The 24517-nt window shown below is 53.3% G+C and carries 26 protein-coding genes; 16 read left to right on the forward strand and 10 right to left on the reverse strand.

Annotated elements, in window-relative coordinates; all coding sequences use genetic code 11:
• Positions 1-2 precede the first annotated feature (2 nt).
• On the forward strand, positions 3-566 hold the full coding sequence (locus AB9F26_RS07990) for a DoxX family protein (protein WP_335586283.1): 564 nt from the start codon (positions 3-5) through the stop codon (positions 564-566).
• Positions 567-610: 44 nt separating this feature from the next.
• Here the strand turns inward: AB9F26_RS07990 and AB9F26_RS07995 are convergent, their stop codons facing one another.
• Positions 611-943, reverse strand: a complete 333-nt coding sequence (locus AB9F26_RS07995; protein ID WP_335586282.1) for an ArsC/Spx/MgsR family protein — start codon at positions 941-943, stop codon at positions 611-613.
• A 220-nt stretch (positions 944-1163) separates the two neighbouring features.
• Here AB9F26_RS07995 and AB9F26_RS08000 point away from each other — a divergent pair, with 220 nt between their 5' ends.
• The 3 genes from AB9F26_RS08000 to AB9F26_RS08010 all read left to right on the forward strand — a co-directional run bounded on the left by AB9F26_RS08000 (position 1164) and on the right by AB9F26_RS08010 (position 2577).
• Positions 1164-1373: a cold-shock protein gene (locus AB9F26_RS08000; RefSeq protein ID WP_039000950.1), complete on the forward strand. Its 210-nt coding sequence runs from the start codon at positions 1164-1166 to the stop codon at positions 1371-1373.
• A gap of 250 nt (positions 1374-1623) precedes the next feature.
• Entirely contained in the window at positions 1624-1833 is a 210-nt protein-coding gene (locus AB9F26_RS08005) for a cold-shock protein (protein ID WP_039000949.1), read from the forward strand.
• Positions 1834-1944: 111 nt separating this feature from the next.
• A complete protein-coding gene (locus AB9F26_RS08010) occupies positions 1945-2577 on the forward strand; it encodes a GDSL-type esterase/lipase family protein (RefSeq protein ID WP_369767757.1) in 633 nt (210 codons plus the stop codon).
• An 88-nt stretch (positions 2578-2665) separates the two neighbouring features.
• Here the strand turns inward: AB9F26_RS08010 and AB9F26_RS08015 are convergent, their stop codons facing one another.
• Positions 2666-3487 carry a TIR domain-containing protein gene (locus tag AB9F26_RS08015; RefSeq protein WP_369767758.1) on the reverse strand — a complete coding sequence of 274 codons (822 nt, stop codon included), beginning with the start codon at positions 3485-3487 and terminating at the stop codon, positions 2666-2668.
• Positions 3484-4392, reverse strand: a complete 909-nt coding sequence (gene thyX / locus AB9F26_RS08020) for an FAD-dependent thymidylate synthase (protein ID WP_369767759.1) — start codon at positions 4390-4392, stop codon at positions 3484-3486. Before thyX ends, AB9F26_RS08015 begins: the two co-directional genes overlap by 4 nt.
• Before the next feature lie 224 nt (positions 4393-4616).
• Here thyX and AB9F26_RS08025 point away from each other — a divergent pair, with 224 nt between their 5' ends.
• The 3 genes from AB9F26_RS08025 to AB9F26_RS08035 all read left to right on the forward strand — a co-directional run bounded on the left by AB9F26_RS08025 (position 4617) and on the right by AB9F26_RS08035 (position 7361).
• Positions 4617-5468 (forward strand): hypothetical protein, encoded by an 852-nt coding sequence (locus AB9F26_RS08025; protein WP_369767760.1) that lies wholly within the window; start codon positions 4617-4619, stop codon positions 5466-5468.
• Positions 5469-5474: 6 nt separating this feature from the next.
• Positions 5475-6854: a surface lipoprotein assembly modifier gene (locus AB9F26_RS08030; RefSeq protein WP_369767761.1), complete on the forward strand. Its 1380-nt coding sequence runs from the start codon at positions 5475-5477 to the stop codon at positions 6852-6854.
• A 78-nt stretch (positions 6855-6932) separates the two neighbouring features.
• Positions 6933-7361 carry a VOC family protein gene (locus tag AB9F26_RS08035; protein ID WP_039003313.1) on the forward strand — a complete coding sequence of 143 codons (429 nt, stop codon included), beginning with the start codon at positions 6933-6935 and terminating at the stop codon, positions 7359-7361.
• Positions 7362-7424: 63 nt separating this feature from the next.
• Here AB9F26_RS08035 and AB9F26_RS08040 read toward each other — a convergent pair whose 3' ends face one another.
• Both AB9F26_RS08040 and AB9F26_RS08045 read right to left on the reverse strand, forming a co-directional pair.
• Entirely contained in the window at positions 7425-7922 is a 498-nt protein-coding gene (locus AB9F26_RS08040) for a MarR family winged helix-turn-helix transcriptional regulator (RefSeq protein WP_369754368.1), read from the reverse strand.
• 90 nt (positions 7923-8012) lie between these two features.
• Positions 8013-8288: a succinate dehydrogenase assembly factor 2 gene (locus tag AB9F26_RS08045; protein WP_335586276.1), complete on the reverse strand. Its 276-nt coding sequence runs from the start codon at positions 8286-8288 to the stop codon at positions 8013-8015.
• A 77-nt stretch (positions 8289-8365) separates the two neighbouring features.
• On the opposite strand from AB9F26_RS08045, the gene AB9F26_RS08050 reads away from it, so the two are divergent.
• Positions 8366-9583 (forward strand): pyridoxal phosphate-dependent aminotransferase, encoded by a 1218-nt coding sequence (locus tag AB9F26_RS08050; RefSeq protein ID WP_335586275.1) that lies wholly within the window; start codon positions 8366-8368, stop codon positions 9581-9583.
• 31 nt (positions 9584-9614) lie between these two features.
• Positions 9615-10022, forward strand: coding sequence for a hypothetical protein (locus AB9F26_RS08055; RefSeq protein ID WP_039003311.1), 408 nt, complete (start codon positions 9615-9617; stop codon positions 10020-10022).
• A 6-nt stretch (positions 10023-10028) separates the two neighbouring features.
• Here the strand turns inward: AB9F26_RS08055 and AB9F26_RS08060 are convergent, their stop codons facing one another.
• Positions 10029-11384, reverse strand: coding sequence for an MATE family efflux transporter (locus tag AB9F26_RS08060; protein WP_335586274.1), 1356 nt, complete (start codon positions 11382-11384; stop codon positions 10029-10031).
• Between the two features lie 166 nt (positions 11385-11550).
• Between AB9F26_RS08060 and AB9F26_RS08065 the strand changes: the two genes are divergently transcribed.
• From AB9F26_RS08065 to AB9F26_RS08075, 3 genes are all read left to right on the forward strand, one after another.
• Positions 11551-11937 carry a DUF1761 domain-containing protein gene (locus tag AB9F26_RS08065; RefSeq protein WP_369767762.1) on the forward strand — a complete coding sequence of 129 codons (387 nt, stop codon included), beginning with the start codon at positions 11551-11553 and terminating at the stop codon, positions 11935-11937.
• 150 nt (positions 11938-12087) lie between these two features.
• The gene (parE, locus tag AB9F26_RS08070) at positions 12088-14049 is read left to right on the forward strand and encodes a DNA topoisomerase IV subunit B (protein ID WP_369767763.1); all 1962 of its coding nucleotides are present in this window, start codon (positions 12088-12090) and stop codon (positions 14047-14049) included.
• Positions 14050-14054: 5 nt separating this feature from the next.
• Positions 14055-14666, forward strand: a complete 612-nt coding sequence (locus AB9F26_RS08075; protein WP_369767764.1) for a hypothetical protein — start codon at positions 14055-14057, stop codon at positions 14664-14666.
• 359 nt (positions 14667-15025) lie between these two features.
• Here the strand turns inward: AB9F26_RS08075 and AB9F26_RS08080 are convergent, their stop codons facing one another.
• The 3 genes from AB9F26_RS08080 to proS form a co-directional block, all read right to left on the reverse strand.
• Positions 15026-15700 (reverse strand): ABC transporter ATP-binding protein, encoded by a 675-nt coding sequence (locus AB9F26_RS08080; protein WP_369767765.1) that lies wholly within the window; start codon positions 15698-15700, stop codon positions 15026-15028.
• A complete protein-coding gene (locus AB9F26_RS08085) occupies positions 15693-16940 on the reverse strand; it encodes a lipoprotein-releasing ABC transporter permease subunit (RefSeq protein WP_369767924.1) in 1248 nt (415 codons plus the stop codon). Before AB9F26_RS08085 ends, AB9F26_RS08080 begins: the two co-directional genes overlap by 8 nt.
• A 179-nt stretch (positions 16941-17119) precedes the next feature.
• Positions 17120-18457, reverse strand: coding sequence for a proline--tRNA ligase (gene proS, locus AB9F26_RS08090; protein WP_335586268.1), 1338 nt, complete (start codon positions 18455-18457; stop codon positions 17120-17122).
• Positions 18458-18632: 175 nt separating this feature from the next.
• On the opposite strand from proS, the gene AB9F26_RS08095 reads away from it, so the two are divergent.
• The 4 genes from AB9F26_RS08095 to AB9F26_RS08110 are packed head-to-tail and all read left to right on the forward strand — an operon-like array spanning position 18633 to position 24203.
• On the forward strand, positions 18633-19727 hold the full coding sequence (locus tag AB9F26_RS08095) for an AI-2E family transporter (protein ID WP_369767766.1): 1095 nt from the start codon (positions 18633-18635) through the stop codon (positions 19725-19727).
• On the forward strand, positions 19705-20397 hold the full coding sequence (locus AB9F26_RS08100) for a DnaA ATPase domain-containing protein (protein WP_335586266.1): 693 nt from the start codon (positions 19705-19707) through the stop codon (positions 20395-20397). Before AB9F26_RS08095 ends, AB9F26_RS08100 begins: the two co-directional genes overlap by 23 nt.
• 39 nt (positions 20398-20436) lie before the next feature.
• Positions 20437-22611 (forward strand): RNA degradosome polyphosphate kinase, encoded by a 2175-nt coding sequence (locus AB9F26_RS08105; RefSeq protein ID WP_369767767.1) that lies wholly within the window; start codon positions 20437-20439, stop codon positions 22609-22611.
• 50 nt (positions 22612-22661) lie between these two features.
• A complete protein-coding gene (locus AB9F26_RS08110; RefSeq protein WP_039000155.1) occupies positions 22662-24203 on the forward strand; it encodes a Ppx/GppA family phosphatase in 1542 nt (513 codons plus the stop codon).
• Here the strand turns inward: AB9F26_RS08110 and AB9F26_RS08115 are convergent.
• Positions 24200-24514 carry an AAA+ family ATPase gene (locus tag AB9F26_RS08115; RefSeq protein WP_335586264.1) on the reverse strand — a complete coding sequence of 105 codons (315 nt, stop codon included), beginning with the start codon at positions 24512-24514 and terminating at the stop codon, positions 24200-24202. The genes AB9F26_RS08110 and AB9F26_RS08115 overlap by 4 nt on opposite strands.
• Between the last annotated feature and the right edge of the window lie 3 nt (positions 24515-24517).

Consider the following 24517-nt stretch of genomic DNA (forward strand, 5'->3'; position numbering starts at 1 on the left):
TTATGCACGCGCTCCTCACATTATATGACTTCGCAGTTCGTCTACTGACCAAATTTGCGGGCACATGGCTCCTCCCAACCCTTGCGCGCTTTACCTTTGCGGCGACCTTGCTGGTTTACTACTGGAACTCGGCCCTTACAAAACTCGGCGACGGGGTTTTCGGATTTTTGTCGCCTTCCGCTGGGGCCTACGCCCAGATTTTCCCCAAGGCCGCCGAGGCTGTTAGCTATGATACAAGCCAACTCGGGTGGTTTTACTGGGCGGTTGCGGTTGCGGGGATGTGGGCGGAATTCATCCTTCCCGCACTCATCGTTCTGGGACTTTTCACGCGACTTGGGGCAATTGGCATGATCGGATTTATCTTTGTCCAGAGCCTTACCGATCTCTACGGACACGGCGGAATCAACCAGCCCGGAACCCTCGGCGCTTGGTTTGATGGCGCTCCAGACAGCGGGATCCTTGATCAGCGCCTCTTTTGGATCACAGTTCTTGTTGTGCTCGTCATTAAGGGCGCTGGCCCCCTCTCGGTTGACCGCATTCTCCTGCGTCGCCGTCCCCAAGCCTAAACTCTAAAGCAAAACCAGCTTACAAGCCTCACCTTAGGGTGGGGCTATTTACTTTGCATTAACTCCGCTTGCACGTCTTTTCCCCATCCCAAAAACAACCGTTCATCCAGTTGTATCACAGGGCGTTTCATCAAGGTCGGGTGCGCGGCCAAAAGGGTCAGAGGGTTCCCTTCGCGCGCTTCAGGAGAAAGTCCGCGCCATGTGGTTGACCGGTGGTTCAAAATATCCTCGCCAAATGCCGCATAAAATCGGGCCAAATCAACGGGTGCCACACCATCGTCCCGCACATCCACCCGCTCAAGAGCACCAAATTCAGCTTCCAATTCCTTCACAGCCTTGCGACATGTATCGCAATTCTTCAAAGTCCAAACTTTCATCTCAGCCCTCGATTTTTCCGATTTTCACTGTGTTTCCCGACAATTTCGCGCCCAACTTCCGAAACTTCTTGCCTTTTATGAGAATTCAGCTAACGATTTTGACGTGTTAACAGATTTTTGGAAGACCCGCATCCCTCGGGATGCACACCTCCGTAAAATACCTGTCGACACAGCCCGCCGCAATTCCGCGATTGGGTAAGATTGATTAGGGAGAAAACGGATGGCTACCGGCACCGTTAAGTGGTTCAATACAACTAAAGGCTTCGGCTTTATCGCACCAGACGCAGGCGGATCGGACATTTTTGTTCACATCTCGGCTGTTGAACAAGCTGGTCTGACTGGTCTAGCAGACAACCAAAAAGTGGAATACGAATTGGTCGCCGGTCGCGACGGACGTGAATCCGCAGGCAACATCAAGACTGTTGGCTAAACCTTTCTAAAAGATTACACGGCCCGTTCTTTTTCGGGCCGTTTCAATCTTTTTTGGTAAGAAACGGATGCTAACTCAAAGATTTCAAAGGAATCCCTTGCGATTTCCCGCATTATCCGTCATACGGGTGATGTGACGACAGACTCTATTCTTCCGCCTATCTCCTTCTGAGCAGCCGGTTCGATTTATAACAAGGGCTGATCACCAAACCGCCACATGTTGTGGGCGGCCAAAATAGGAGACTACGGAAATGGCTACTGGCACCGTAAAATGGTTTAATTCTACTAAAGGCTTCGGCTTTGTTGCACCTGACGCTGGCGGATCCGATGTGTTTGTACACATCTCTGCTGTTGAACGTGCGGGCCTCACAGGTCTTGCCGACAACCAAAAAGTTACCTACGACCTTCAAGAAGGCCGTGACGGTCGCGCTTCTGCTGATAACTTGGCACTGGTTGACTAAATTCTTCTTGGCTCACGCCATGATGAAAATGAACACTCTGCGAATTTCGCAGGGTGTTTTTTTTTGCGCATTTGATACTCTATGGAAAATACATCATCCTTAGAGGCACTCATGACCACACTTCTTACTTTTGGCGACAGCAACACCTATGGCGCCGCCCCGCTTTATGCCGACGATATCCGTGAACGATATGATGCGGCAACCCGCTGGCCAACCCGCGTGGCCGCCTCCCTTGGTTGGGATTTGGTCGAAGCAGGCCTCCCCGGACGTACCGCTGCCACCCCCGATCCAACCGATATGGGCGATCACATGGATGGCCGCCTTGGCCTTGCCATCGCGCTCCAAAGCTGTGGCCCGATTGATTATATGACGTTGATGCTCGGCACCAATGACGTCAAAACACACCTTGCCCTCTCCGCCACAGAAATCGCCGCCCACATCGAAGGCTTGGTCGCCACCGCCCTCTCCGAAGAAATGCAGACCCGCCACAACGGCTTCAAACTCCTCCTCATCGCCCCGCCCCCCGTGCGCGAAATTGGCTTCCTCGCCGAGAAATTCGCAAACGGCGAAACCGCCTCCAACGCCCTCCCCGCCCTGCTCAAAGACATCGCCACCCGCCACGGCACCGCCTTCCTAAACGCGGGCGACTACATCGAAGTCAGTGAAATGGATGGCGTCCACTACGGGCCAGAGATGCATGAGAAACTTGCAGTGGCTGTGGGAAAGGCTCTTAGGCAACCCTAATAAAATAAGAGTAACGAACGCTACAACGGCTGAAGCCACTCCACATTTCAAACCCGCCGAGACAGAAAATTGATCCGATAATAAAAGATCATTGGAGTACGTGATTTAGGTCAATTGTGTACCCAGCGTTTTTAAGTTCTCTAGCAATTGTCCATTGCCAAGCTCCAGCCTTGTCCAAAGACGTATATACTAAACCAAAAATGTCCGAAGGCGCCTCAACGCCATCGGATTTTAAAATAGCAACTCTTTTGCGCGATAGCTTTGCGATGAAGTACCCTAACTCCAAAATCACGTTTTGTCGCGCCCGCGGTTTTACTGAGTCTTTTGAAAGCCCTCCAACATCGTCAGAAGTCATCAGAACGATTGCAAAGCCAACGTCCGAATTTCTTTCAAACTTCTCAATAATTGTGTGCCCTTCGTTGGCACGATCTCTCAAAACTATCGGTTCCAACGCTAGTTTTCTAAGTAGATTCTCAGTCTTGCTAAGTGCTATCTCATCATGCCCAAGAACAATGAAAACCTTTTTCTCGGATCCTTGGAGCTGTTCGGCGGAGTCTTTTTCAGTGTCAAAAGGTGCGAGTAGCCCACCTTCGCGCGTCGGAGCTAAAGATACTTCGGAAAACATTTCGATAATCCTCAGGCTACGATCAATTGCATCGGCCAAAGTTTGAATTTCGATAGGCTGTGAGAGAGCATTCATTTGATCTTCAAACGATTGCATTTTGCGAGCCAATCTCTCATCCTGAATTTGGTAGGAAAGATCCTTAACGTCCTCGATTATTTCGCGAAAACATCTCTCTATTTGATCGATTGTTGCTTGAGTTACACTCGCCCCTTTAAGCGCATGCAACTCACTCCAAACCTTGCGCTGCAAAATTTTAAGTTGGTCAAGGGCCGTTTCGTAGCTCACCCCTCAATCATATCCACAAATTCCCGCCATTCGCGCGCGGCCATGCCGGAAGTCTCCTGCGTCACCTCTTCGCCCTTCAAACGGCGACGGATGACATCCAAGGCTTGCGCAGACAGGTTCGCGCCGCCCATCCGGTAATCCTCAAACGCCCCAAAGGCCGCCGGAACCCAATCCGCCACAACCTTCGCAATCGCATCCGCATAAACACGGATTTCATATTGCGCATGGCTATCCGCCCGCAACCGCAGGAAATGGAACAGGTTGTGCAGGTCGACCTTCCAATACCATTGTGTATAGATATTGCTCGGCAGGTTCATCCGCGCCAATTCCCGCGCCAACCCTTGCTGCCCTTCATCCGACATCATCGCTTCGTAGTTGTCATAGGCGCGATTGGCATCCGACTTCAGGATTTCCAAAACCCGCGCCGCTTCGTCGCCCGTCAAGGTCTCGCCACGTCCCTGATTGTTGATCACCGACTGCGCCGCCAAATGCTCCGGCGCAGGAATATAAAACTCGCGGTCCAAAATAGAATACCGCGCGGAATATTCATTCACATTCGCCGTGCGATGCCGAATCCATTGCCGTGCGACAAAAACCGGCAGTTTCACATGCAGCTTCACTTCGCACATCTCAAACGGTGTCGAGTGCCAGTGGCGCATCAAATAGCGGATCAAACCCTTGTCATTCTGAACCGATTTCGTGCCCTTACCGTAAGAAACCCGCGCCGCCTGACAGATCGCCGCGTCGTCGCCCATATAGTCGACAACCCGAACAAACCCGTGATCCAACACCTCTTGCGCGGTATAAAGATGCTTTTCCATCCCCGGCGCAACGGCGCGCAACGTGGGTTGCGGGGAGGCGCGAAGGGCTTCAATTTCGGCAAGCTGCTCGGGGCTTAGGGGCATGATTGGTCCTCGTTGGGATGTGCGTTTGTGGGGATGCGACTCGTTTCCAACCCTATATATACGAATCCATGCGACCTTGGCCACAAACTGAGGGACAATTTGCTCAGTGAACTAGAAAAACCACACATGCTGAAAAACCGCCCCTAACGCCTCTCCATCATTGACTTTCACACGCTTTGCGGGGACTTTTAACAAAAATTGAGACGAAAGCAGTGGTCCAACTTATGTATAAATATCTATTGTTCTGTTCCGCCCTGACACTGTCAGCCTGTGCAACCGGCACCCCCCCCTTTGGCGGCGCCGGTTCGGACGAAGAAACGGGTGGTTCCCAAGCCACGACCGATAACTATATCGGCGACGACGATGATATGAACAATCTGGTCTACGATGCTGCCAATGACCAACTCGTTATCAACAACTTGCCGTTCGATGGCGATGCTGGACGCTATGTAAATACTGGCATCAAGTCCCTACCAGAGTTCCAAGTCTACGCGAGCCAGCAAGTTGGCGAGCAAGGCCACATTCAGTATTACGCCGTCTATAGCCAATCCGCCTATAGCCGCGCTGGTGCCGCAGGCAGTGGCAACCACATCAATGGAGAGGGCGGCGGCATATACGCTCCCTTCGGCCACGGTGGTGCCATGATTGGCCGCGCTTCAAACAACGTTACCCGTCCCACAGGTGAATTGCGCTATGATGGCAATTATGCGGGCATTCTCGTGCACAATGATGCCACATCCCCCGACGAAGTGATCACGCTTTCGAGCGGAGAAGTTTTGGTTTACGTCGATCCTAACGATTTTGACGTTACCGGTGCCATCCACGGATTGGTTTTTGATCGCTCTGAATATAACACAAACGGCACACGCATCGGCGCACTTGAGGCCCTTGTTCTAGATGAAACTTCTGCTTTTACGGACAGTGGCATCATCGAAGGAACCGCACATTCGGGCGATTTGACGGGCACCTATTCGGCAATCTTTGCAGGTCCTAACAGTGAGGAAGTGGTCGGCGCTGTACGCATTGCTGATCGAGATATAGTCCAAGAAACGGGCGTCTTTATCGCTGCGGACTAGCGGCCAATGCATCTCAGACCCCTCCTCCTATCTCTTCTATTTTCGGCTTGCGTTGCGACCGCTTCGCAAGCCGAAGTCCGTCTTTCCCCTCAAGAAGCGCGATCTGCGGCCGCTCATTACCTAGCTGGCGGCCAACCCGTTGCCGCACGCCAAATTGCTAATGGGTTGCTCATTCGCGATCCGCAAGATCTGAATGCTCTCCTCATCTTGTCGGTCGCCGAACGCAATCTGGGGAACTTCAAGGCCGCATCTAAAGCTGGGAAAAAAGCGTGGAGCGTAGCGGTAACCGACTCACAAAAGTACAACGCCGCTTTGGTCGTCGCTCAGGCCCTCGCCTCGGATGGCTCGCATACCTTCGCGCAAATTTGGCTGCGCCGTGCCGCGCAAAACGCCCCTAGCGAGGCAGAAAAAAACATAGCAATCAGGGACCTACAATATGTCCGCAGTCAAAATCCGTGGTCAATGGACTTTCGGTTTTCCCTGCGCCCCTCCTCCAACATCAACAACGGCTCCAACTCCGATGTCGTGATAATTGGCGGCCTTCCCCTGATTATTTCTGGCCGCAACAAACCTCTTTCTGGTATGGGCCTCGTGGTTGGCGGACGGGTGGAATACGAAAAGCCGCTCTCTGAGAGCAAAACTTTAAGGTTTGGCGGCGATATTGAAACGCGCCAATACAAGCTGTCCGAAGAAGCCATATCCATAGCGCCCGACGCCAAGGGCAGCGACTACGCCTTCAGCAGCTTCAAACTCTATGCCGCCTATGACTTCGCGGCCCCCTCAAGCATGAATGCCCATTCCTTTGAGGCTTCGGTCGGGCGCTATCGCTATGGCGGCGAGCCTCTGAGCAACTTGATCTGGCTTAAATATTCCCTACTCCATAGACAGGAAAGTGGCAGTATTTTGCAATTCTCCCTTTTCACAGAAGCCAACTCGCGATTGGACGACCATGCGCGCGACACAGGGAGAGTACTGGCGGTTATACAGCAACGGCGCGCAACGGAATCCGGCGGGATATTTAGTTGGAATATCACGGCGAGCACCACCAATCTTATTGGCGATCCAAAATTTGGCCGCGCCTCGGACCTTGCTAATGACGCCATAGGTGGCGGCATCAGCTATACTTGGGCTAAGCCGTTTTTCTCGGCGACAACCAGCCTGTCTCTCCAATATGATGGGCAAGTGTTTGAAAAATCAAGGTATACTCAAGGTGAGAAGCGCGTAGACCACCTCGGAGTCGCGACGCTTTCAATGTTCTTTGACGATTTCGAATATTATGGCTTCGCGCCGGTCCTCGACTTTTCCTATGCGCGTAAATACTCTAACGCCGCCCTATTCTCTGCAGACGGTTTTGGCTTGGGCCTTGGATTTCGCAGCAGTTTCTAACGACCCGCCCCTTACAACCCTTGAACCTTCGGTGCGTTTGAGGGCACTCTATGCACAAATCAACAAAGGATTTCTGTAATGGGTATTAAATATCTTCACACGATGGTGCGCGTCAAAAACCTCGAGGCATCGATGGCGTTCTTTGCGCTCCTTGGCCTCAAAGAGACCAAGCGTTATGATAGTGAAAAAGGGCGTTTTTCCCTTATTTTCATGGCAGCCGAGGGCCAAGAAGAATGCCCAGTTGAACTTACTTATAATTGGGATGGCGACGATGATCTTCCAAGTGATGGCCGTCACTTTGGCCACTTGGCCTATGAAGTAGACGACATCTATGCCACCTGCCAAACATTGAAGGATGCGGGCGTCGTCATCAATCGCCCTCCCCGTGACGGGCATATGGCTTTTGTTCGCTCCCCCGACAATATCTCGATCGAATTGTTGCAAAAAGGCGCGAACCTCGCCGCCGCTGAACCTTGGGCGAGCATGGAAAACACCGGCCACTGGTAGATATTCGTGCAAAAGGCCCGAGGCGCATTGTGCTTCGGGCCCTTCACAGCGCTGCATAAATTCTTAATAAATATAGCGGATTTGATCGGTCCAGTACCGTTCGACACGGCGCAGGGACACATTTATTTCCTCAATCCCATCCGCGCCCAACACACCCTTTGACTCAAGCCCATCGGCGTGTCGCATAAATAAATCATTCACAACATCGCGAATATGCCGCCCCTTTTCCGTAAGGCGCACCCGCACGGAACGACGATCAATTTCACAGCGTTGATGGTGCATATAGCCCATCTCAACCAGCTTTTTCAGGTTATACGAAACATTGGATCCCTGATAATACCCGCGGGTTTTCAACTCCCCTGCGGTAACCTCGTTCTCGCCGATGTTAAACAACAACAGCGCCTGAACCGCATTAATCTCAAGCACGCCCACGCGCTCAAATTCGTCCTTGATCACGTCAAGGAGTAGTCGGTGAAGCCGCTCCACAAGGGCCAATGCCTCTAGGTATCCGGTCATAAATCCCTGAACGGTTGGTACCGCCAGCTTGGAATGCATACTCATAAATCTCTCCGCGTTTATCTTTGAAACGACATTCGCGGCAAAAACCGAACATTCGGTTAAATCATAGAAATTGATCTGAAAATTTTTGACTTATTTTTTGAAAGCGTGCGCACAAACTGTCGTGATAATCGCCGAAAACCGTTCTGGCGTTGGCTTTGTGCCGTTCACCCAGGTGTAGAGTTCTTGGTCATTTTCCCACAAAAGCGCGTCATAGATATCGAGTGTCGCCGCGTCCATACCCACCAATTCGGTGTCCGAGAAGGGTCCGAGAATCATATCCATCTCTTTGATACCACGCCGCCAGCTGCGCATTTGCATCCGTTTGATCCGATTCTCCGGGGTCTCGTTCAAGATTTCTTGGTTCATCTACCCGTCCTTTTGCTTGTCAGCGCATCGATGTGAGCCTAAGACATGGTTCCGGCAGATACAAACCGGAGCCTCCCATGTCCAGCATTCCCGACGATTTTCTTTCCAAAACTCTTGCGCGCGTCAAACCTTCCCCCACGATTGCCGTGTCCAACCTCGCCGCCGAACTTAAGGCCGCAGGCAAGGACGTGATTGGCCTTGGAGCGGGCGAGCCGGATTTTGACACGCCCCAGAACATCAAAGACGCAGGGATCGCTGCGATCACCGCAGGCAAAACCAAATATACCGCTGTGGATGGCATTGCAGAACTCAAATCCGCGATCTGTGCGAAACTCAAGCGCGACAACAACCTCTCTTATGTCAACGCACAGGTTACCATTGGCACGGGCGGCAAACAGATCCTCTATAATGCCCTCATGGCGACAATGAACGCAGGCGACGAAGTCATCATTCCAGCACCTTATTGGGTCTCTTACCCCGATATGGTTTTGCTGGCGGGCGGCACCCCTGTCGCCGTCGAGGCTGGCATCGAAACCGGCTTCAAAATGACACCGGCACAGCTCGAAGCCGCGATCACTCCGAAAACCAAATGGCTGATTTTTAACTCGCCGTCCAACCCGACGGGCGCGGGCTACTCCGCCGAGGAACTCAAAGGCCTCACTGATGTCCTCCTGCGCCACCCCCACGTCTGGGTGATGACCGACGACATGTATGAGCACCTCGTGTTTGACGACTTCAAATTCGCCACTCCGGCCGAGGTTGAACCCAAACTCTATGACCGGACCCTCACCTGCAACGGCGTGTCCAAAGCCTACGCGATGACGGGCTGGCGGATTGGCTATGCGGCGGGGCCACAACCCCTCATCGCGGCCATGCGCAAAATCCAGAGCCAATCGACCTCCAACCCCTGCTCCGTGTCCCAATGGGCGGCGGTCGAGGCCCTCAACGGCCCGCAAGACTTCCTCGCGGTCAACAACGCGACCTTCCTGCGCCGCCGTAACCTCGTTGTGGAAATGCTCAACGCCGCGACGGGCATCACCTGCCCCACACCCGATGGCGCGTTTTATGTCTACCCCAACATCGCGGGTTGCCTTGGCAAAACCACCCCCGCTGGCACCAAAATCACCGACGATCAAGTCTTCGCAACCGCTCTTCTCGAAGAAACGGGCGTTGCGGTGGTGTTTGGCGCGGCCTTCGGACTATCGCCCAACTTCCGTGTCAGCTACGCTACTTCCGACACGAACCTTATAGAGGCCTGCACGCGCATCCAAACATTCTGCGCGGCGCTCTCTTAACGGGGCAATTTGACGAGTGAAGGATATCTAAATGGCTGGTGAGCTGCCCGAGTTTTACTTTCGAATCCGTGAAAACGGGGCTGCGGTTTTTCGTGTTGATACGGAAAACCGCCAGCGGCGCATCGAGATGGATCAAATCGCCGTGGTTAACGTGCGCAATGGCGAGATAAAACCCCACGGGGATCGGCCTTTGTCGGACCCCGAGAAGGCCGCGATCACCCAATGGCTCTCGGATCGGCGCAGCCTACTGGCGCAACGCGATATCGATGATATCCACCGCGCGGTGGATTACCTCAACATCACCACGCAATGGGTTCAGAGCAAAGCAACGGATGAGAATCTCGACGATATCACCGATACGCTCTTGCTTGCGATGCATGATCTGCGCACGGTTTTGGTGCGCAAAAAGGCCGATCGCATCCTAAAAGGGCGCGGCTAACAGCTTCTAGGCTTGCCCGATTTTCACCGACCGCATCCAAAACCGCATCGTCAGCAATACTGCCGCCGCCGACAGGCCGATCACAAGACCGCCCCAAACGCCCTGCGCGCCATAGCCCATGACAGTGCCCAAATAATAGCTCGCGGGCGCGCCCAATCCCCAGTAGGACAAAACCGCGATCCACATCGGAATCCGCGCGTCCTGAAGACCCCGCAGCAAGCCAAGCGACATCACTTGCAAACTGTCCGCCACCTGAAAAATCCCCGCCAGTAGCAACAGACCCGTGCCCATAACGATGATTTCACCGCGCAGAGGATCGTCAGGCGCAATAAAAGCCCCGACCAAAAACTCTGGGTACAGCACAAAAAGCGCTACCCCAAACAGCGACAGAATAAACGAGGCCAGCGTCGCCACCAGCGCGCCACGGCGCAAATGCGCTTCATCACGGATGCCGTAAGCACGGCCAGCACGGATCGTCGCCGCGGCTGACAGGCCAAGATGCACCATGAAAACCGCCCCCGCCATCTGAAGCGCAATCCCGTGTGCCGCCAGTTGAATCGTCCCCAACCAACCGATCATCAAAGTCGCAAGGTTAAACAAGCCGACCTCCGCCAGACTGGTGATGCCAATCGGCGTCCCAAGGCGCACAACTTCGCGAAAAGCTTCCCAATCGGGCCGCCAAAACCGCACGAACAATTCATGCTCGGGCAATTTGCGGATCGCATAAAGCCCCATATAAATCAGCAAAAGCGCGTTCACCCCAAGGGAGGCAATCGCCGCCCCGCGAATTCCCAACTCTGGCGCGCCTAAGTTGCCGAAAATGAACGCGTAATTCATCACGATGTTCAAACCCACGGCCGCCAGCGACGCATAGAAAACCGCGTTCGCCCGTTCCAGCGCCGAAAGATACATCCGCAAAACCGTCGCCAAAAGCGCGAGCAACATCCCCGGTGCCGAGATGCGCAAGTAGGATTGCGCCGCAAGTGAAAGCTCGGGGTCCTGCCCCGCCGCAATCAAAATCGGCGCGGAATAAATCATCGGAATCATCACAACGACCGAGAAAAACCCGACCGCCCACATGCCCATACGGGTGACACGGCGAATTTGCACCGGATCACCCTGCGAATCTGCGGCCGCCACGAGGGGCACAACCGCGCCCGCGAAACCACTGCCCAGAATGAACAGAATAAACGCAAACGACGTACCCAAAACACCCGCCGCCAGCGCATCCACGGAATACCATCCCAGCATCAGCGTGTCGGTCATATGGACCGCAAACTGCGCAAGTTGACTACCAATGAGGGGCAAACCAAGGACGACGATTGCACGCATATGCGCGCCGTATGACATTTCTTTAAGCATGAATTTCGCTTACGCCTGTTTTCTGAGCAATACAAGAATGGAGAGGTGTAAAATTCCACCCTCACGTCACCATAGGGCGAACTTGCGAATACTTTATGCGTTTTCGACATTTTGTGGCACAATTTCGCCACGCGTAACAAATGCATACATAAAAACAGGAGCAAAAATGCAGGAAATCTTTTCGGGCGTAAGTTGGGCCGCCGTTTCTGTCGGGGCAATTGTATCCTTTGTTGTTGGCTGGCTTTGGTACTCCCCCAAACTCTTTGGCGTCAAATGGGCTGAAGGTGTTGGCGTTAAATTGGGGGATTCATCGGAAATGCCCAAAGTCGCGATGATCAGCCAAGCCCTCGGCCTCTTTCTCATGAGTTGGTTTGTTGCCGTCACAGCAGCCTCCAACCACCTCCTCACTGTCATCCTCGCAACTCTCGCCTTCACCGTGATGGGCTATGCCAACGGTGCCTTCGCGCAACACTCCGACTACGCCCGCAAAGTGAACGCTGGCTACTGGCTGGTCGCGCTTGTCATCATGGTTATCTGTAACGGCATCTTCTAAACGCGCGGCTTCCCCTTCGCGGGGAGGCCAACAGACACGCTTGCCATAAATGAAGGCCCGTTTGTACAAAATCACCGCGCTACCGCTTGCTTGCTCCGCATCCCAATGTCACAATAGCCAGCAACCAAAATCAAAAATGAGCAGCGCATCATGGCAAACGACCTTCTTTCTGGCACCGTTCCTGAAAAAGAATACGACGCCTCTTCCATCCAAATCCTTGAGGATATGGAGCACGTGCGCCTGCGCCCTGGCATGTATATCGGCGGCATCGACGAGCGCGCCTTCCACCACCTCGTGGCCGAAATTGTCGACAACTCCATGGACGAAGCCGTCGCGGGCCATGCCACCCGAATCGAAGTCGAACTCCACGCCGACCACTCGGTCACCATCCGCGACAATGGCCGTGGTATCCCCATCGATCCGCACCCAAAAGACCCGACAAAAACCGCCCTCGAAATCATCTTTTGTACCCTCAACGCAGGCGGTAAATTTGGCGGCGACGCTTACGAAACCTCTGGCGGACTGCACGGCGTGGGTTCCTCCGTGGTCAACGCCCTCTCCGACCACCTGCGCGTCGAAGTTGCCAAAAACCGCGAACTTTTCGCGATGGAATTCTCGCGCGGCGTCCCCCAAGGCCCGATCCAGAAAATCGGTGCCGCCCCCAATCGCCGTGGCACTTCGGTTACCTTCCACCCCGACGCCGACATCTTCGGCAGCCAAAAGTTCAAACCCAAACGCCTGTTCCAAATGGCCCGCTCCAAAGCCTACCTCTTTTCGGGCGTTGAAATCCGTTGGAAATCCGAAGTCGACGATGGCGAAACCCCCCTTGAGGCCTCCTTCCACTTTCCCGGCGGCCTCGCGGATTACCTCAACGAAACCCTCGGCACCTCCTCGACCTACGCCGACGCGCCCTTCGCAGGCAAAGTTACCTTTCAGGAAAAGTTCGGCGTCCCGGGCTCCGTGGAATGGGCCGTCAACTGGACCCCCGCCCGCGACGGCTTCATCCAATCCTACACCAACACCGTCCCAACCCCCGAAGGCGGCACCCACGTCGCCGGTTTCTGGGCCGCCCTCCTCAAAGGCATCCGCGCTTACGGCGAACTGGTGAACAACAAAAAAGCCGCGCAAATCACCCGCGAAGACCTGATGTCTGGCGCCTGCGCCCTCGTCTCCTGCTTTATTCGTGACCCGCAATTCGTTGGCCAAACCAAAGACCGCCTCTCCACCGAAGCCGCCCATAAAATGGTCGAAAACTCGGTCCGCGATCACTTCGACAACTGGCTCGCCAACGACACCAAAGCCGCAGGCGCCATCCTCGACTACCTCGTCCTGCGCGCCGAAGAACGCCTGCTCCGTCGTCAGGAAAAAGAGACCCAGCGCAAAACCGCGACCAAAAAACTCCGCCTCCCCGGTAAACTCACCGACTGTTCCTCCAACTCCCGCGAAGGCACCGAGCTGTTCATCGTGGAAGGGGACTCTGCGGGTGGCTCTGCCAAAATGGCGCGCAATCGCAAAACCCAAGCCCTCCTGCCCCTCAAGGGTAAAATCCTCAACGTCCTCGGCGCGGCCTCCAATAAAATCGGCACCAACGCCGAGATCAGCGACCTCGCCCAAGCCCTCGGCGTCGGCCTTGGCACCAAATTCAACCTCGACGATCTGCGCTATGAAAAAATCATCATCATGACCGATGCGGACGTCGACGGCGCCCATATCGCGGCCCTCCTGATGACGTTCTTCTTCACCCAAATGCGCCCGATGATCGACGCAGGCCACCTCTACCTCGCCTGCCCGCCGCTATTCCGCATCGTCCAAGGCTCCGAGCGCCTCTATTGCCTCGACGAAGCCGAGAAAAACGCCGCCCTTGAAAAAGGCATCGGCGGCAAAGGCCAAATCAAAATCTCCCGCTTTAAGGGCTTGGGCGAGATGGACGCAAAAGACCTAAAAGACACCACAATGAACCCCCTCACCCGCAAATTGATCCGCGTCACCATCGACGAAGACGAACCCGGCGAAACCGCCGACCTCGTCGAGCGTCTAATGGGCAAAAAACCCGAAATGCGGTTCCAGTATATTCAGGAGAATGCACGGTTCGTTGAGGAGCTGGATGTTTAGTGGACATGTTAAACACATGGCTCAAAAAGACAGTACATAATCTAGGACAAGTTTGCTGGACATTAGGAGCCATTGCTCTCCTAGTTTTGGCCATGACGATAGCGTGGGCGCTTGGATACAGCTTTGGATTCTTCCTCGATCCCAGTTCGTCTCGATCGGAACACTGGACAATGTATTTTAAAGCTCTTGGCCCAACGCTTATCGCGTTTTTCGTTGCCTATATTGCATGGCAGCAATGGCAATCGAGCCGAGCAACATTGCGAGAAAAACTATTCGATAGAAGACTCCAAATATTTTCGGAAGTTAACGAGTCTCTAAAAGAAATAATGAGGTCTGGAACTGTTAGCCAGACTGAACTCGACAATTTTCGTAACACCTTAAACATGGCAGTATTCTTGTTTGGAAAAGAAATTGAGACTTACCTCAAAGGCATTTGGTCCAATGCTGTGCGCTTAAAATATCTCAACGATCTTTACAACAAAAACATAGTTCAAAATACCGCGATGCCCCCAGCACTCGTTAACGAAATGTCCGACAAGTTTGCTCACCTCGTTCGACAGTTCGAGGATATTTTCAACTGGTTTGAACCCTATTTGAGATTTGAGCAGAAGAATTGACGGAAATGATCTGCGTGTCGAAAAGTAGCTGCTGAAGTCGGCTGCTTAAAAAAGTTTCAGACCAAAATTGAAAACTTCGAAAATGGACAAGTTAAGATAAAGATCTGACAAAGTCAGATCAAATTGCCGCCACCGTGGGAGTCAGGAAGAACCGTCGTGCCATTGGTACGGCGAAAGCCCTCCGAAGGGAACCATATTGCTCCGCTTGAAACAACCGCCCCGTATTAAATCCGAAGGCGATGCGCACGCTAACAGCGCCTTGTTAACATTAACGCTTCCGTAATCCGCACGCTGCGGTAGGAAACCCTTCATTCCACTTTAAAAACTTTAAAAACCGGCCAAAATCGACTTTAAAAACTTTAAACAAGTCGCCCATTTTCCAGCCGAACGATCCGATCCATCCGCGCCGCCAACTCGGGATTATGCGTCGCAATCACCGCCGACAATCCCTCGTCCCGCGCCAAATTCATCAAAGCCTCAAACACAACTTCCGCCGTTTCAGGGTCCAAATTTCCCGTCGGCTCATCTGCCAACAAAAGCTTCGGAGAATTCGCCAAAGCACGGCAAAAAGCAACCCGCTGCTGCTCCCCGCCCGACAGTTCCGCAGGCCGATGCAAAGCCCGATCCACAAGCCCCACTGAGGCCAAAAGCGCACCCCCCCGCGCCTCCGCATCCCTCTGAGAAACCCCGTTAACCAACTGAGGGAGAACAATATTTTCTAACGCCGAGAACTCAGGCAGCAAGTGATGGAATTGATAAACAAACCCAACCTCGGCCCGCCGAATCCCCGTCCGACGCCGCTCCGAAAGCCCCGCCACGTCCTGCCCCGCAATCCGCACCACGCCGCCATTTGCAGAGTCCAAAAGACCCGCAATATGCAGCAAAGTCGACTTCCCAGCCCCCGAAGGCGCCACCAGCGCAACAACCTCGCCCCGCGTAATTTTCAGGTCCGCCCCAGACAACACATTAATCTGATTGGGTTTCCCCGTGTGGTAGGACTTCTCAATCCCAACAAGTTCCAAAACATCACTCATACCGCAACGCCTCCACAGGGTTCATTCGCGCAGCCCGACGAGCCGGAAAAATCGTTACAATACAAGACAGTAGAAGTGACAACGACACCGCCTTCACCACATCCTGCCACATCAATTTCGCAGGTAATTTATAGATACCCCTAACCGAAGCATCCCAAACATCCCCCCCCGAAGCACCATTCACAAAGGCCAGAATCTGGTCGAAATAAAGCGCGAATAAACACCCTAAAATGACACCCAAAATCGTCCCGATAACACCGACTAAAGCCCCGCAAATAAAGAATATTCTCATCACAGAGCCTTCGGTCAAACCCATGGTCCGCAAGATGCCAATATCGCGCCCTTTGTTCTTCACCAGCATCACCAAACCCGACACAATATTCAGGCTCGCAATCAAAACCAGCACCGCCATCAGCACAAACATCACCGTGTCTTCAATCGCCAAGGCCCGTAAAAACCCGCCCGACCGATCCCGCCAAGACCACAACAACGTCCGCTCCCCGCCCGCCGCCAACAGCGCAGGCGTCATGTCATCCACGCCCTCTGGATCAACGACCATGACCTCCAATTCGTCCGCCACACCTTCGCGATTAAAGAAGCTCTGCGCCTCCTCAAACGGAAGATAAACGCGAACGTTATCAATGTCATAACGCCCTGCAGAGAAAATATAGACGACCTCGTAAACATTCACGCGAGGGCTGGTCCCAAAGGCGGTTTTCACCCCATTTGGCGAGATCAACGTAATCGCATCCCCCACATCGAGGTTCAAAGTACGGGCCATCTCGCGACCAATGGCGATCCCCTCGTCAAATCGCGCAATGTCCCCAATCGATGTTTCAGGATTGGCAATACGAGGAATTCCCGCGAAATCGTCGGCCGAAATCCCAAAAACCTGCGCGCCCGTATTTTGATCACCGCTATTAGCCATAACATTGCCCCGCACCAACGGCGCAACGCGCGTCACACCTGGAACCTTTGCAATGGCTTCGGCACGCGCGGCATAATCGGGCATTACGCGACTGGATTGCCCCAGATCGTTGATTTCTTCTGAATTATAGACGGTCACATGCGCGTTTGACCCAAGGATCGTATCAACGAATTCGGCGCGGAACCCTGCCCGAACCGCCATTGTGATAATGAGAGCGGCGACGGCGAGCAAAATGCCGACAAGGCTGATCCACGTCATTACACTGACGCCACCGTCTGAACGGCGTGCCCGCAAATAGCGCCAAGCGATCATCCATTCAAAACGGGAAAAGGGGGCAGTTTGGTGCACCACAGGCAGCTCCTTGTTGATTGGGCAGACTTTGGGCGGAAGGTTGCAAACCGTCAAGTTTAAACAAAATTTCGGCGATATCCGGCTTGAAATTGCCGCAAATGTGAAACGCCCCGAGCGGTGGGGCGCTTCTGTATCGTCGCTTAAAGTGCCGCGTAAATCGCGATAACGCGCGCGATAGCTTCTTCTGGAGTGACTTCTTCGCTTTCACCGGTTTTACGGCTGGTCAGTTCCACAACACCATTTTTCAAGCCGCGCGGCCCGACCGTAATCCGCCAAGGCAGACCGATAAGATCCATTGTCGCAAATTTTCCGCCAGCGCGCTCTTTGCGATCATCATAGAGTGGATCGAGACCTGCTTTAACAAAGGCCTTATAAAGCGCTTCACAGGCTGCATCAGCTTCGTCATCGCCCTGTTTGAGGTTCACAATGCCAACATGGAATGGCGTCACGCCTTCCGGCCAGATGATGCCTTTATCGTCATGACTTGCCTCAATGATCGCGCCCAAAAGACGGCTCACGCCAATTCCGTGACTGCCCATATGGACGGGCACTTGCTTTTGATCCGCGTTGACAACTGTCGCGCCCATGCTCTCGGAGTATTTGGTGCCGAAGTAGAAAATCTGCCCCACTTCGATGCCCCGTGCAGTGCGGCGACGCTCCTCAGGAACCGAGTTGAATAAATCTTCATCATGGGTTTCATCGGTGCGGGCGTACCGCGAAGTGAATTCTTGCAACACGGCTTCGCATTCGGCCACATTGTCGAAATCAACTTCGCGATCCCCGAACGACAGATCGGTGACCTCGCTGTCATAGAAAACTTCGCTCTCGCCAGTGTCCGCCAAGACGAGAAACTCATGGGTGTAATCGCCGCCAATCGGCCCGCCGTCGGCGCGCATCGGGATGGCTTTGAGGCCCATGCGCTCGTAGCTGCGCAAGTAACTCACAAGATGACGGTTATAGGCGTGCAACGCATCTTCTTTGCTCAAATCGAACGTGTACCCGTCTTTCATGAGGAATTCGCGTCCGCGCATCACTCCAAAACGGGGGCGAATTTCGTCGCGGAACTTCCACTGAATTTGATAGAGTGTGAGGGGTAAGTCTTTGTAACTATTGACATGGCTGCGGAAAATATCCGTCACCGCTTCCTCATTCGTGGGACCATAAAGCATGTCCCGCCCGTGGCGATCCTGAACGCGCAGCATCTCTTCGCCGTAATCATCATAGCGCCCACTTTCACGCCACAAATCTGCGGGTTGAAGAGTGCTCATAAGAATCGGAATGTGACCTGCTTTTGCCTGCTCTTCGTGCACGATATTTTCGATATTTCGCAGAACTTTGAGGCCGAGAGGCAGCCAGCTGTAAATCCCAGCGGCCGTTTGCTTGATCATCCCCGCACGCAGCATAAAGCGGTGGCTCACGATTTGTGCCTCGGCGGGAGTCTCTTTGAGGACGGGCATAAAGTAACGAGAAAGACGCATGTGTAGGCCCTTTTGGCAAATTTTCGGTCTTTTATCCTCTATGCCAAACCGCGCACACGTTCAATGGGGCAAGGTGATCCACAGTGTAATTGCCATGCAATATCGTTAAAAGGTCTGAAACACTTGAAACCATTGGGGCAATGCGCAACATAGGGCGAAACACAAAGGATTTCCAATGGCGCTCTCGAGTTCTCAACAGTTCAAGTATTGGTCCATCGCTTTGGCGGTTTTTCTCGTCGTTCTTTGGTCCCTTGGGAATGTGCTGCTGCCCTTTCTCTTAGGGGGGGCGATTGCGTATTTCCTTGATCCGGTTGCGGATCGACTTGAAAGATTAGGTTGTTCGAGAGTCATTGCAACAGCGATTATTACCCTCTTGTCTCTTCTTGTCTTTGTGGTGATGGCGCTCCTCATTATTCCGACTTTAGTTATCCAAATCAGTGAACTCATTGGTAAAGTCCCCGAGTATTTCAACAACATCCGTGATTTTATTACCAACAAGTTCCCCGACATTGCCAATAGTGAAAGTACGATCCGCCAATCGTTAAATTCCCTAAGCGAAGCCGTGAAATCCAAGGGTGGAGCATTGATTGAGGGCGCTTTTGCCTCGGCGCTCTCTTTGGTGAACATCATTGTTCTTTTGGTTTTGGTGCCGGTTGTTGCGTTTTATTTGCTCCTTGATTGGGACAATATGACCGCGAAAATCGACGCGCTTTTGCCACGTGACCACGCACCAACCATTCGTCATTTGGCCAGCGAAATCGACAGGACGCTCGCGAGCTTCATTCGCGGCCAAGGCACGGTGTGCCTCATTTTAGGAACGTATTACGCCATTGCCTTGATGCTTGCGGGATTGCAATTTGGCCTTGTGGCTGGCTCCGTCGCTGGAATGCTTACCTTTATTCCCTATGTTGGCGCGCTTGTCGGCGGTGGCTTGGCTATTGGTTTGGCGCTCTTTCAGTTTTGGGGCGAATGGGGCTCCATCGCCTCTGTCGCGATCATCTTTGCGATAGGTCAGGTCGTGGAGGGCAATATCCTCACACCAAAATTGGTCGGCTCCTCAGTGGGCCTACACCCCGTCTGGCTCATCTTTGCGCTTTCTGTTTTTGGCACCTTGTTTGGATTTGTCGGTATGCTTATCGCCGTTCCTGTTGCTGCCTCAATCGGAGTCGTGACGCGATTTGGGATCAAAGGGTACACCCAAAGCTATCTGTACCAAGGCACTGAAATATCCAATAAAGAGCCTGAAAATGCCCCGACAGCTGACACTTAACCTTCCGGTAAGGACGGCCCTTGGCCGCGAAGATTTCTTCGTTTCCCCCTCCAACGCCCATGCTCTGGAGACCCTAAGTGCGCCAACAGATTGGCCCTTGGGCAAGATCGTGTTGTGTGGTGAAATAGGATCTGGGAAAACCCATTTGGTTCACGTTTGGGCGGAGCAAACGCAGGCACAAATCCTTCAGGCGTGCGATCTGGAGGCCTCAAACATCGAGCAACTCGCACAGGCCCCCCTTGCATTTGAGGACGCAGATCAGATCGCTCAAGATGGCGAACGCGAAACCCTGTTGTTTCATCTGCACAACCTAATCCTTGCGAATGGACATTTCCTGTTACTCACGGCGCGCACCGCTCCAAGCCGTTGGAATATCGCCCTACCTGACCTCAAAAGCCGGATGGAGGGGACGGCTGTCGTGCAACTTCAAGCTCCCGACGACATGCTCCTCACGGTAGTCTTGCTCAAGCATTTCAACGATCGCCAATTGCACGTCGCCCCCGAGGTCGTCGACTATATCATCAAACGTATCCCACGCTCGCTCGGGTTTATTGGTGAGTTGTGTGTCGCCCTCGACCAAACCGCCCTTTCTGAAAAGCGCGCGATCACTCGCCCACTGGTCGCCAAAGTGTTGGATGTTCTGGACAAAAACCACACAACTGGCGCATAACTTCATCATAGCGTCATAAAACTCCCTTAGGTCGTCCGTATGAATGAATGTGATTTCTTAACCGCGCCCTTTCCCGCGCCCGTTCCCCTAGATCCGCAAGATTTTATGGGTCCTCGCCGTTTTTTCAATCGGGAGCTGTCGTGGCTCGCGTTCAATTGGCGTGTCCTTGAAGAAGCTGAGAACCCCAATGTTCCCCTCCTTGAGCGGCTCAGATTTCTATCGATTTCGGCAACGAACCTCGACGAATTTTACACGGTACGTGTCGCCGGTTTGCGCGAGTTGGCCCTTGCTGGCAACACCACCCCCGCCGCTGATGGACGCAGCCCTGCGGATCAACTGGTTTTGATTCACAAAGACGCGCGTGAGTTGTTGAACAAACAACAGGAAACGTGGATTTCTCTCCAAAGTGAGATGGCACAGGAAGGCATTTTGGTTCTCAAAAACAGCGAGCTTTCTGCTGAGGACAAGAAATACCTAAAGGTCTATTTTATCGATCAGGTTTTTCCTGTTCTTTCGCCGCTTGCCATCGATCCCGCGCATCCGTTCCCTTTCATTGCGAACACGGGATTCTCGCTTGCGTTGCAGCTTGAGAGCAAAGAAAATGGCCGCACCCTCAAAGCGCTCTTGCCTGTACCAGCCCAAATCAAACGGTTTATTTCCTTGCCAAGCGAAGACGGGCAATATCGTTTCCTACCCATGGAAGAGCTGCTCCTCTTACATTTAGACAGCTTGTTTCCCGGATACATGGCCAAAGGAAGTTGTGTTTTCCGTGTCCTGCGTGACAGCGACCTAGAGGTCGAAGACGAGGCCGAAGACTTGGTCCGCGAGTTTGAAGTGGCTCTGAAAAGGCGCCGCAGAGGTGAGGTAATTCGCCTTAAAATCTCGAACGGTGCACCAAAGGCCCTGAGCAAACTCATCGCCGACGAGCTTCATGTTTCCTATGACGAAGTCGTTGAAACAGAGGGGCTTTTGGGGGCGTCCGACCTCGCGGAGCTGGTGATCGACGAGCGCCCAGACCTCTTGTGGCCAAACTTCACGCCGCGTGTTCCCGAACGCGTTCAGGACCATGACGGCAATATGTTTGCGGCGATCCGTCAAAAAGACATGCTCCTGCATCACCCTTACGAAACCTTCGACATGGTCGTGCGCTTCCTTGATCAAGCCGCCCGCGATCCTGATGTTGTGGCCATAAAACAAACCCTCTATCGCACAAGCCGCGAATCCCCAATCGTTGAAGCGCTCTGCGAAGCGGCCGATATGGGGAAATCCGTCACTGCCTTTGTCGAGCTAAAAGCCCGCTTTGACGAAGCCGCAAACATCCGCCAATCTCGCCGCCTAGAGCGCGCAGGAGCCCATGTTGTATATGGTTTCATCAACTATAAAACCCACGCGAAAATCAGCATTGTTGTGCGGCGTGAAGGCGACCAGCTTGTCACCTATACGCATTATGGCACTGGCAACTATCATCCGATTACGGCCCGAATTTACACGGATTTGTCGTTTTTCACCTGCGACCGTGCGCTCGGAAGTGACGCAACAAAAGTCTTCAATTACCTTTCCGGATACGCGCAACCTGTCGGGTTGGAAAACCTTTCGATCTCTCCGCTTTCCCTAAAATCCACGCTGCTTGAAAAAATCGCCCGTGAAGCGAAATTCGCGCAAGAGGGCAAAACAGGGGAAATTTGGGCCAAGATGAACTCGGTGGTTGATCCGGACGTCATTGACGCGCTTTATGCCGCCTCACAAGCGGGCGTGAAGATTAGTCTTGTTGTGCGCGGAATCTGTGGATTACGCCCAGGAATCAAAGGGTTGTCCGAGAATATTCGGGTGAAATCTATTGTCGGTCGTTTTTTGGAGCATTCTCGAATTGTTTGTTTTGGGAATGGCCACGGCCTCCCCAGCAAAAAAGCCGAAGTCTATATCTCCTCCGCGGATTGGATGGGACGCAACCTTGTGCGGCGCGTTGAAACTCTGGTTCAAATCACTAACGCGACAGTAAAGGCCCAGATTGTGAGCCAAATCATGGCCGCGAATATGGCGGATGTGGCGCAGAGTTGGATATTGGCACCCGATGGGTCCTACACTCGTCCACCCCATGAAGGAGGCGGGATATCCTTCAACTGTCACCGCTTCTTTATGGAGAACCCCTCGCTTTCAGGCAGGGGCAAAGCTGGGGCGGCGGATGTGCCAGAATTGGCGCATTCCAAAGATTGACAATATGCATATTCTCAAGGCAAGGTGCCTAAGAATTGAAGGAGACACACATGAGTGACGTCGATTTGGCCGAAGATCTCTGGGGCCCATTTGGACGACCACTTTTCGAGTCCCCCTCTGCGCATGCGCTAAGGCGTGTAGGGGTGGTTGATGTTGGGTCAAACTCAGTTCGCCTTGTTGTATTTGACGGTGCGGCGCGCAGCCCTGCCTACTTCTACAACGAAAAAATTATGTGTGGCCTTGGGGCCGGGCTCGGCGAAACCGGCCGCCTAAATCCCGAAGGACGCAAACGTGCCCTCGCTGCAATCAAGCGTTTCCAGCGCCTTGCAGAGGGGATGAACATCGCACCGTTGACAGCCGTCGCCACGGCCGCGGTGCGAGAGGCGGAGGACGGCCCTGAGTTTCGGGAGGAGATAACTCGGGAAACTGGCCTCCGCCTATTTGTCATCGACGGAAAAGAAGAAGCACGCCTTTCAGCACAGGGCGTCCTGCTCGGCTGGCCTGAAGCCAAAGGGCTGGTGTGTGACATTGGCGGCTCTTCGATGGAGCTTGCGGAACTGAAAGCCAGCGGCGTGGGCTATTGCGTTTCAAGCGACCTCGGCCCCTTGAAGCTCATGGGTTTCAAGACGAAAAAAAGCCAGAAGGCCCATATTAAATCCGTGATCGAAGACCTGCACAATCAGATGCCGATCACCGATAAGCGGCTATTTCTCGTAGGAGGCTCTTGGCGAGCGATTGCGCGTTTAGACATGGAGCGGCGCAACTATCCACTTCCGGTTCTCCATGAATATCGGATGACACCAAGATCGGTACTCGATACCGCAAAATGGATTGCCGAAAACGATCTCGACGATTTGGCGAGCCGCACCAATACGTCGTCCGAACGTATGGCGCTGGTTCCGATCGCGAGCCAAGTACTCAAACAATTGCTAAAAACGTTCAAACCAAAAGAAATCGCTATTTCCAGCTATGGAATCCGCGAAGGAATGCTCTATGAGCAAATGCCAAAACGGGTGCGGCGCCGTGACCCTTTAATCGAAGCCTGCCGATCCGCGGAGGCCAAAGATGCGCGTTCCCCTGGGTTTGGCCGCGAATTGTATGACTTCATCATGCCGCTCTACAAATCTGCGCCCGAGGAAACCAAGCGACTTATTAAGGCGGCCTGTTTGCTTCATGATGTCAGTTGGCGCGCCCATCCGGATTTTCGCGGCGAGGTTTGTTTTGACAACACCACCCGCGCAAACCTTGGTGGTTTAAAACATCGCGAACGTATATTTTTGGGGCTCGCCCTACTGCATCGCTACAAAAACAAAAGCGAAACGTCACGCTTTGCACCCCTGTTTGAAATGCTCACGCCAAAGCAAAAAACCGACGCCGAGACCTTGGGCAAAGCCATGCGGTTTGGGGCGATGTTTTGGACCAAACACCTGAATGCGGTTGCCAGTTTACGCTTTTACCCGAAGAAAAAAGAGTTGGTGTTGCATCTCGACCCCGAATATCAGGACTTGTTTGGGGAGGTAGCGGCCTCGCGTTTCAATGCTTTGGCTTCAGCCCTAGAATCCAACGCCAGCGTGGAATTTTCTAAAGGTTAAAGTTCGATTTCCCCCTCCTTGAGAGGGCGAATACGACGGATGATAATGTCGCCGTTCGGCATTTTCTCGGGTGCTTCATAATTCCGGAAATCATCGATCATTTCGATGAGCTCCTGAACTTTTGGCCCAAGTTCATCGCCAAAGGTCTCAAAATCCTTCAAGGCAGGCTCGATTTGCGACAGTAATTCCTTGAACAATAGCTGCAACCCTTGCTCTAATAGGTCAGCACCATCGGGTTCTCCCTGCCGTTCCGCTATACTTGGAAACGCAACAAAAGAGGCAGCAACAATGGCAAAACAAAAATGTCTCATGTT

The organism is Falsihalocynthiibacter sp. BN13B15 (assembly GCF_041205415.1).
Taxonomy (GTDB): Bacteria; Pseudomonadota; Alphaproteobacteria; order Rhodobacterales; family Rhodobacteraceae; genus Falsihalocynthiibacter; species Falsihalocynthiibacter arcticus.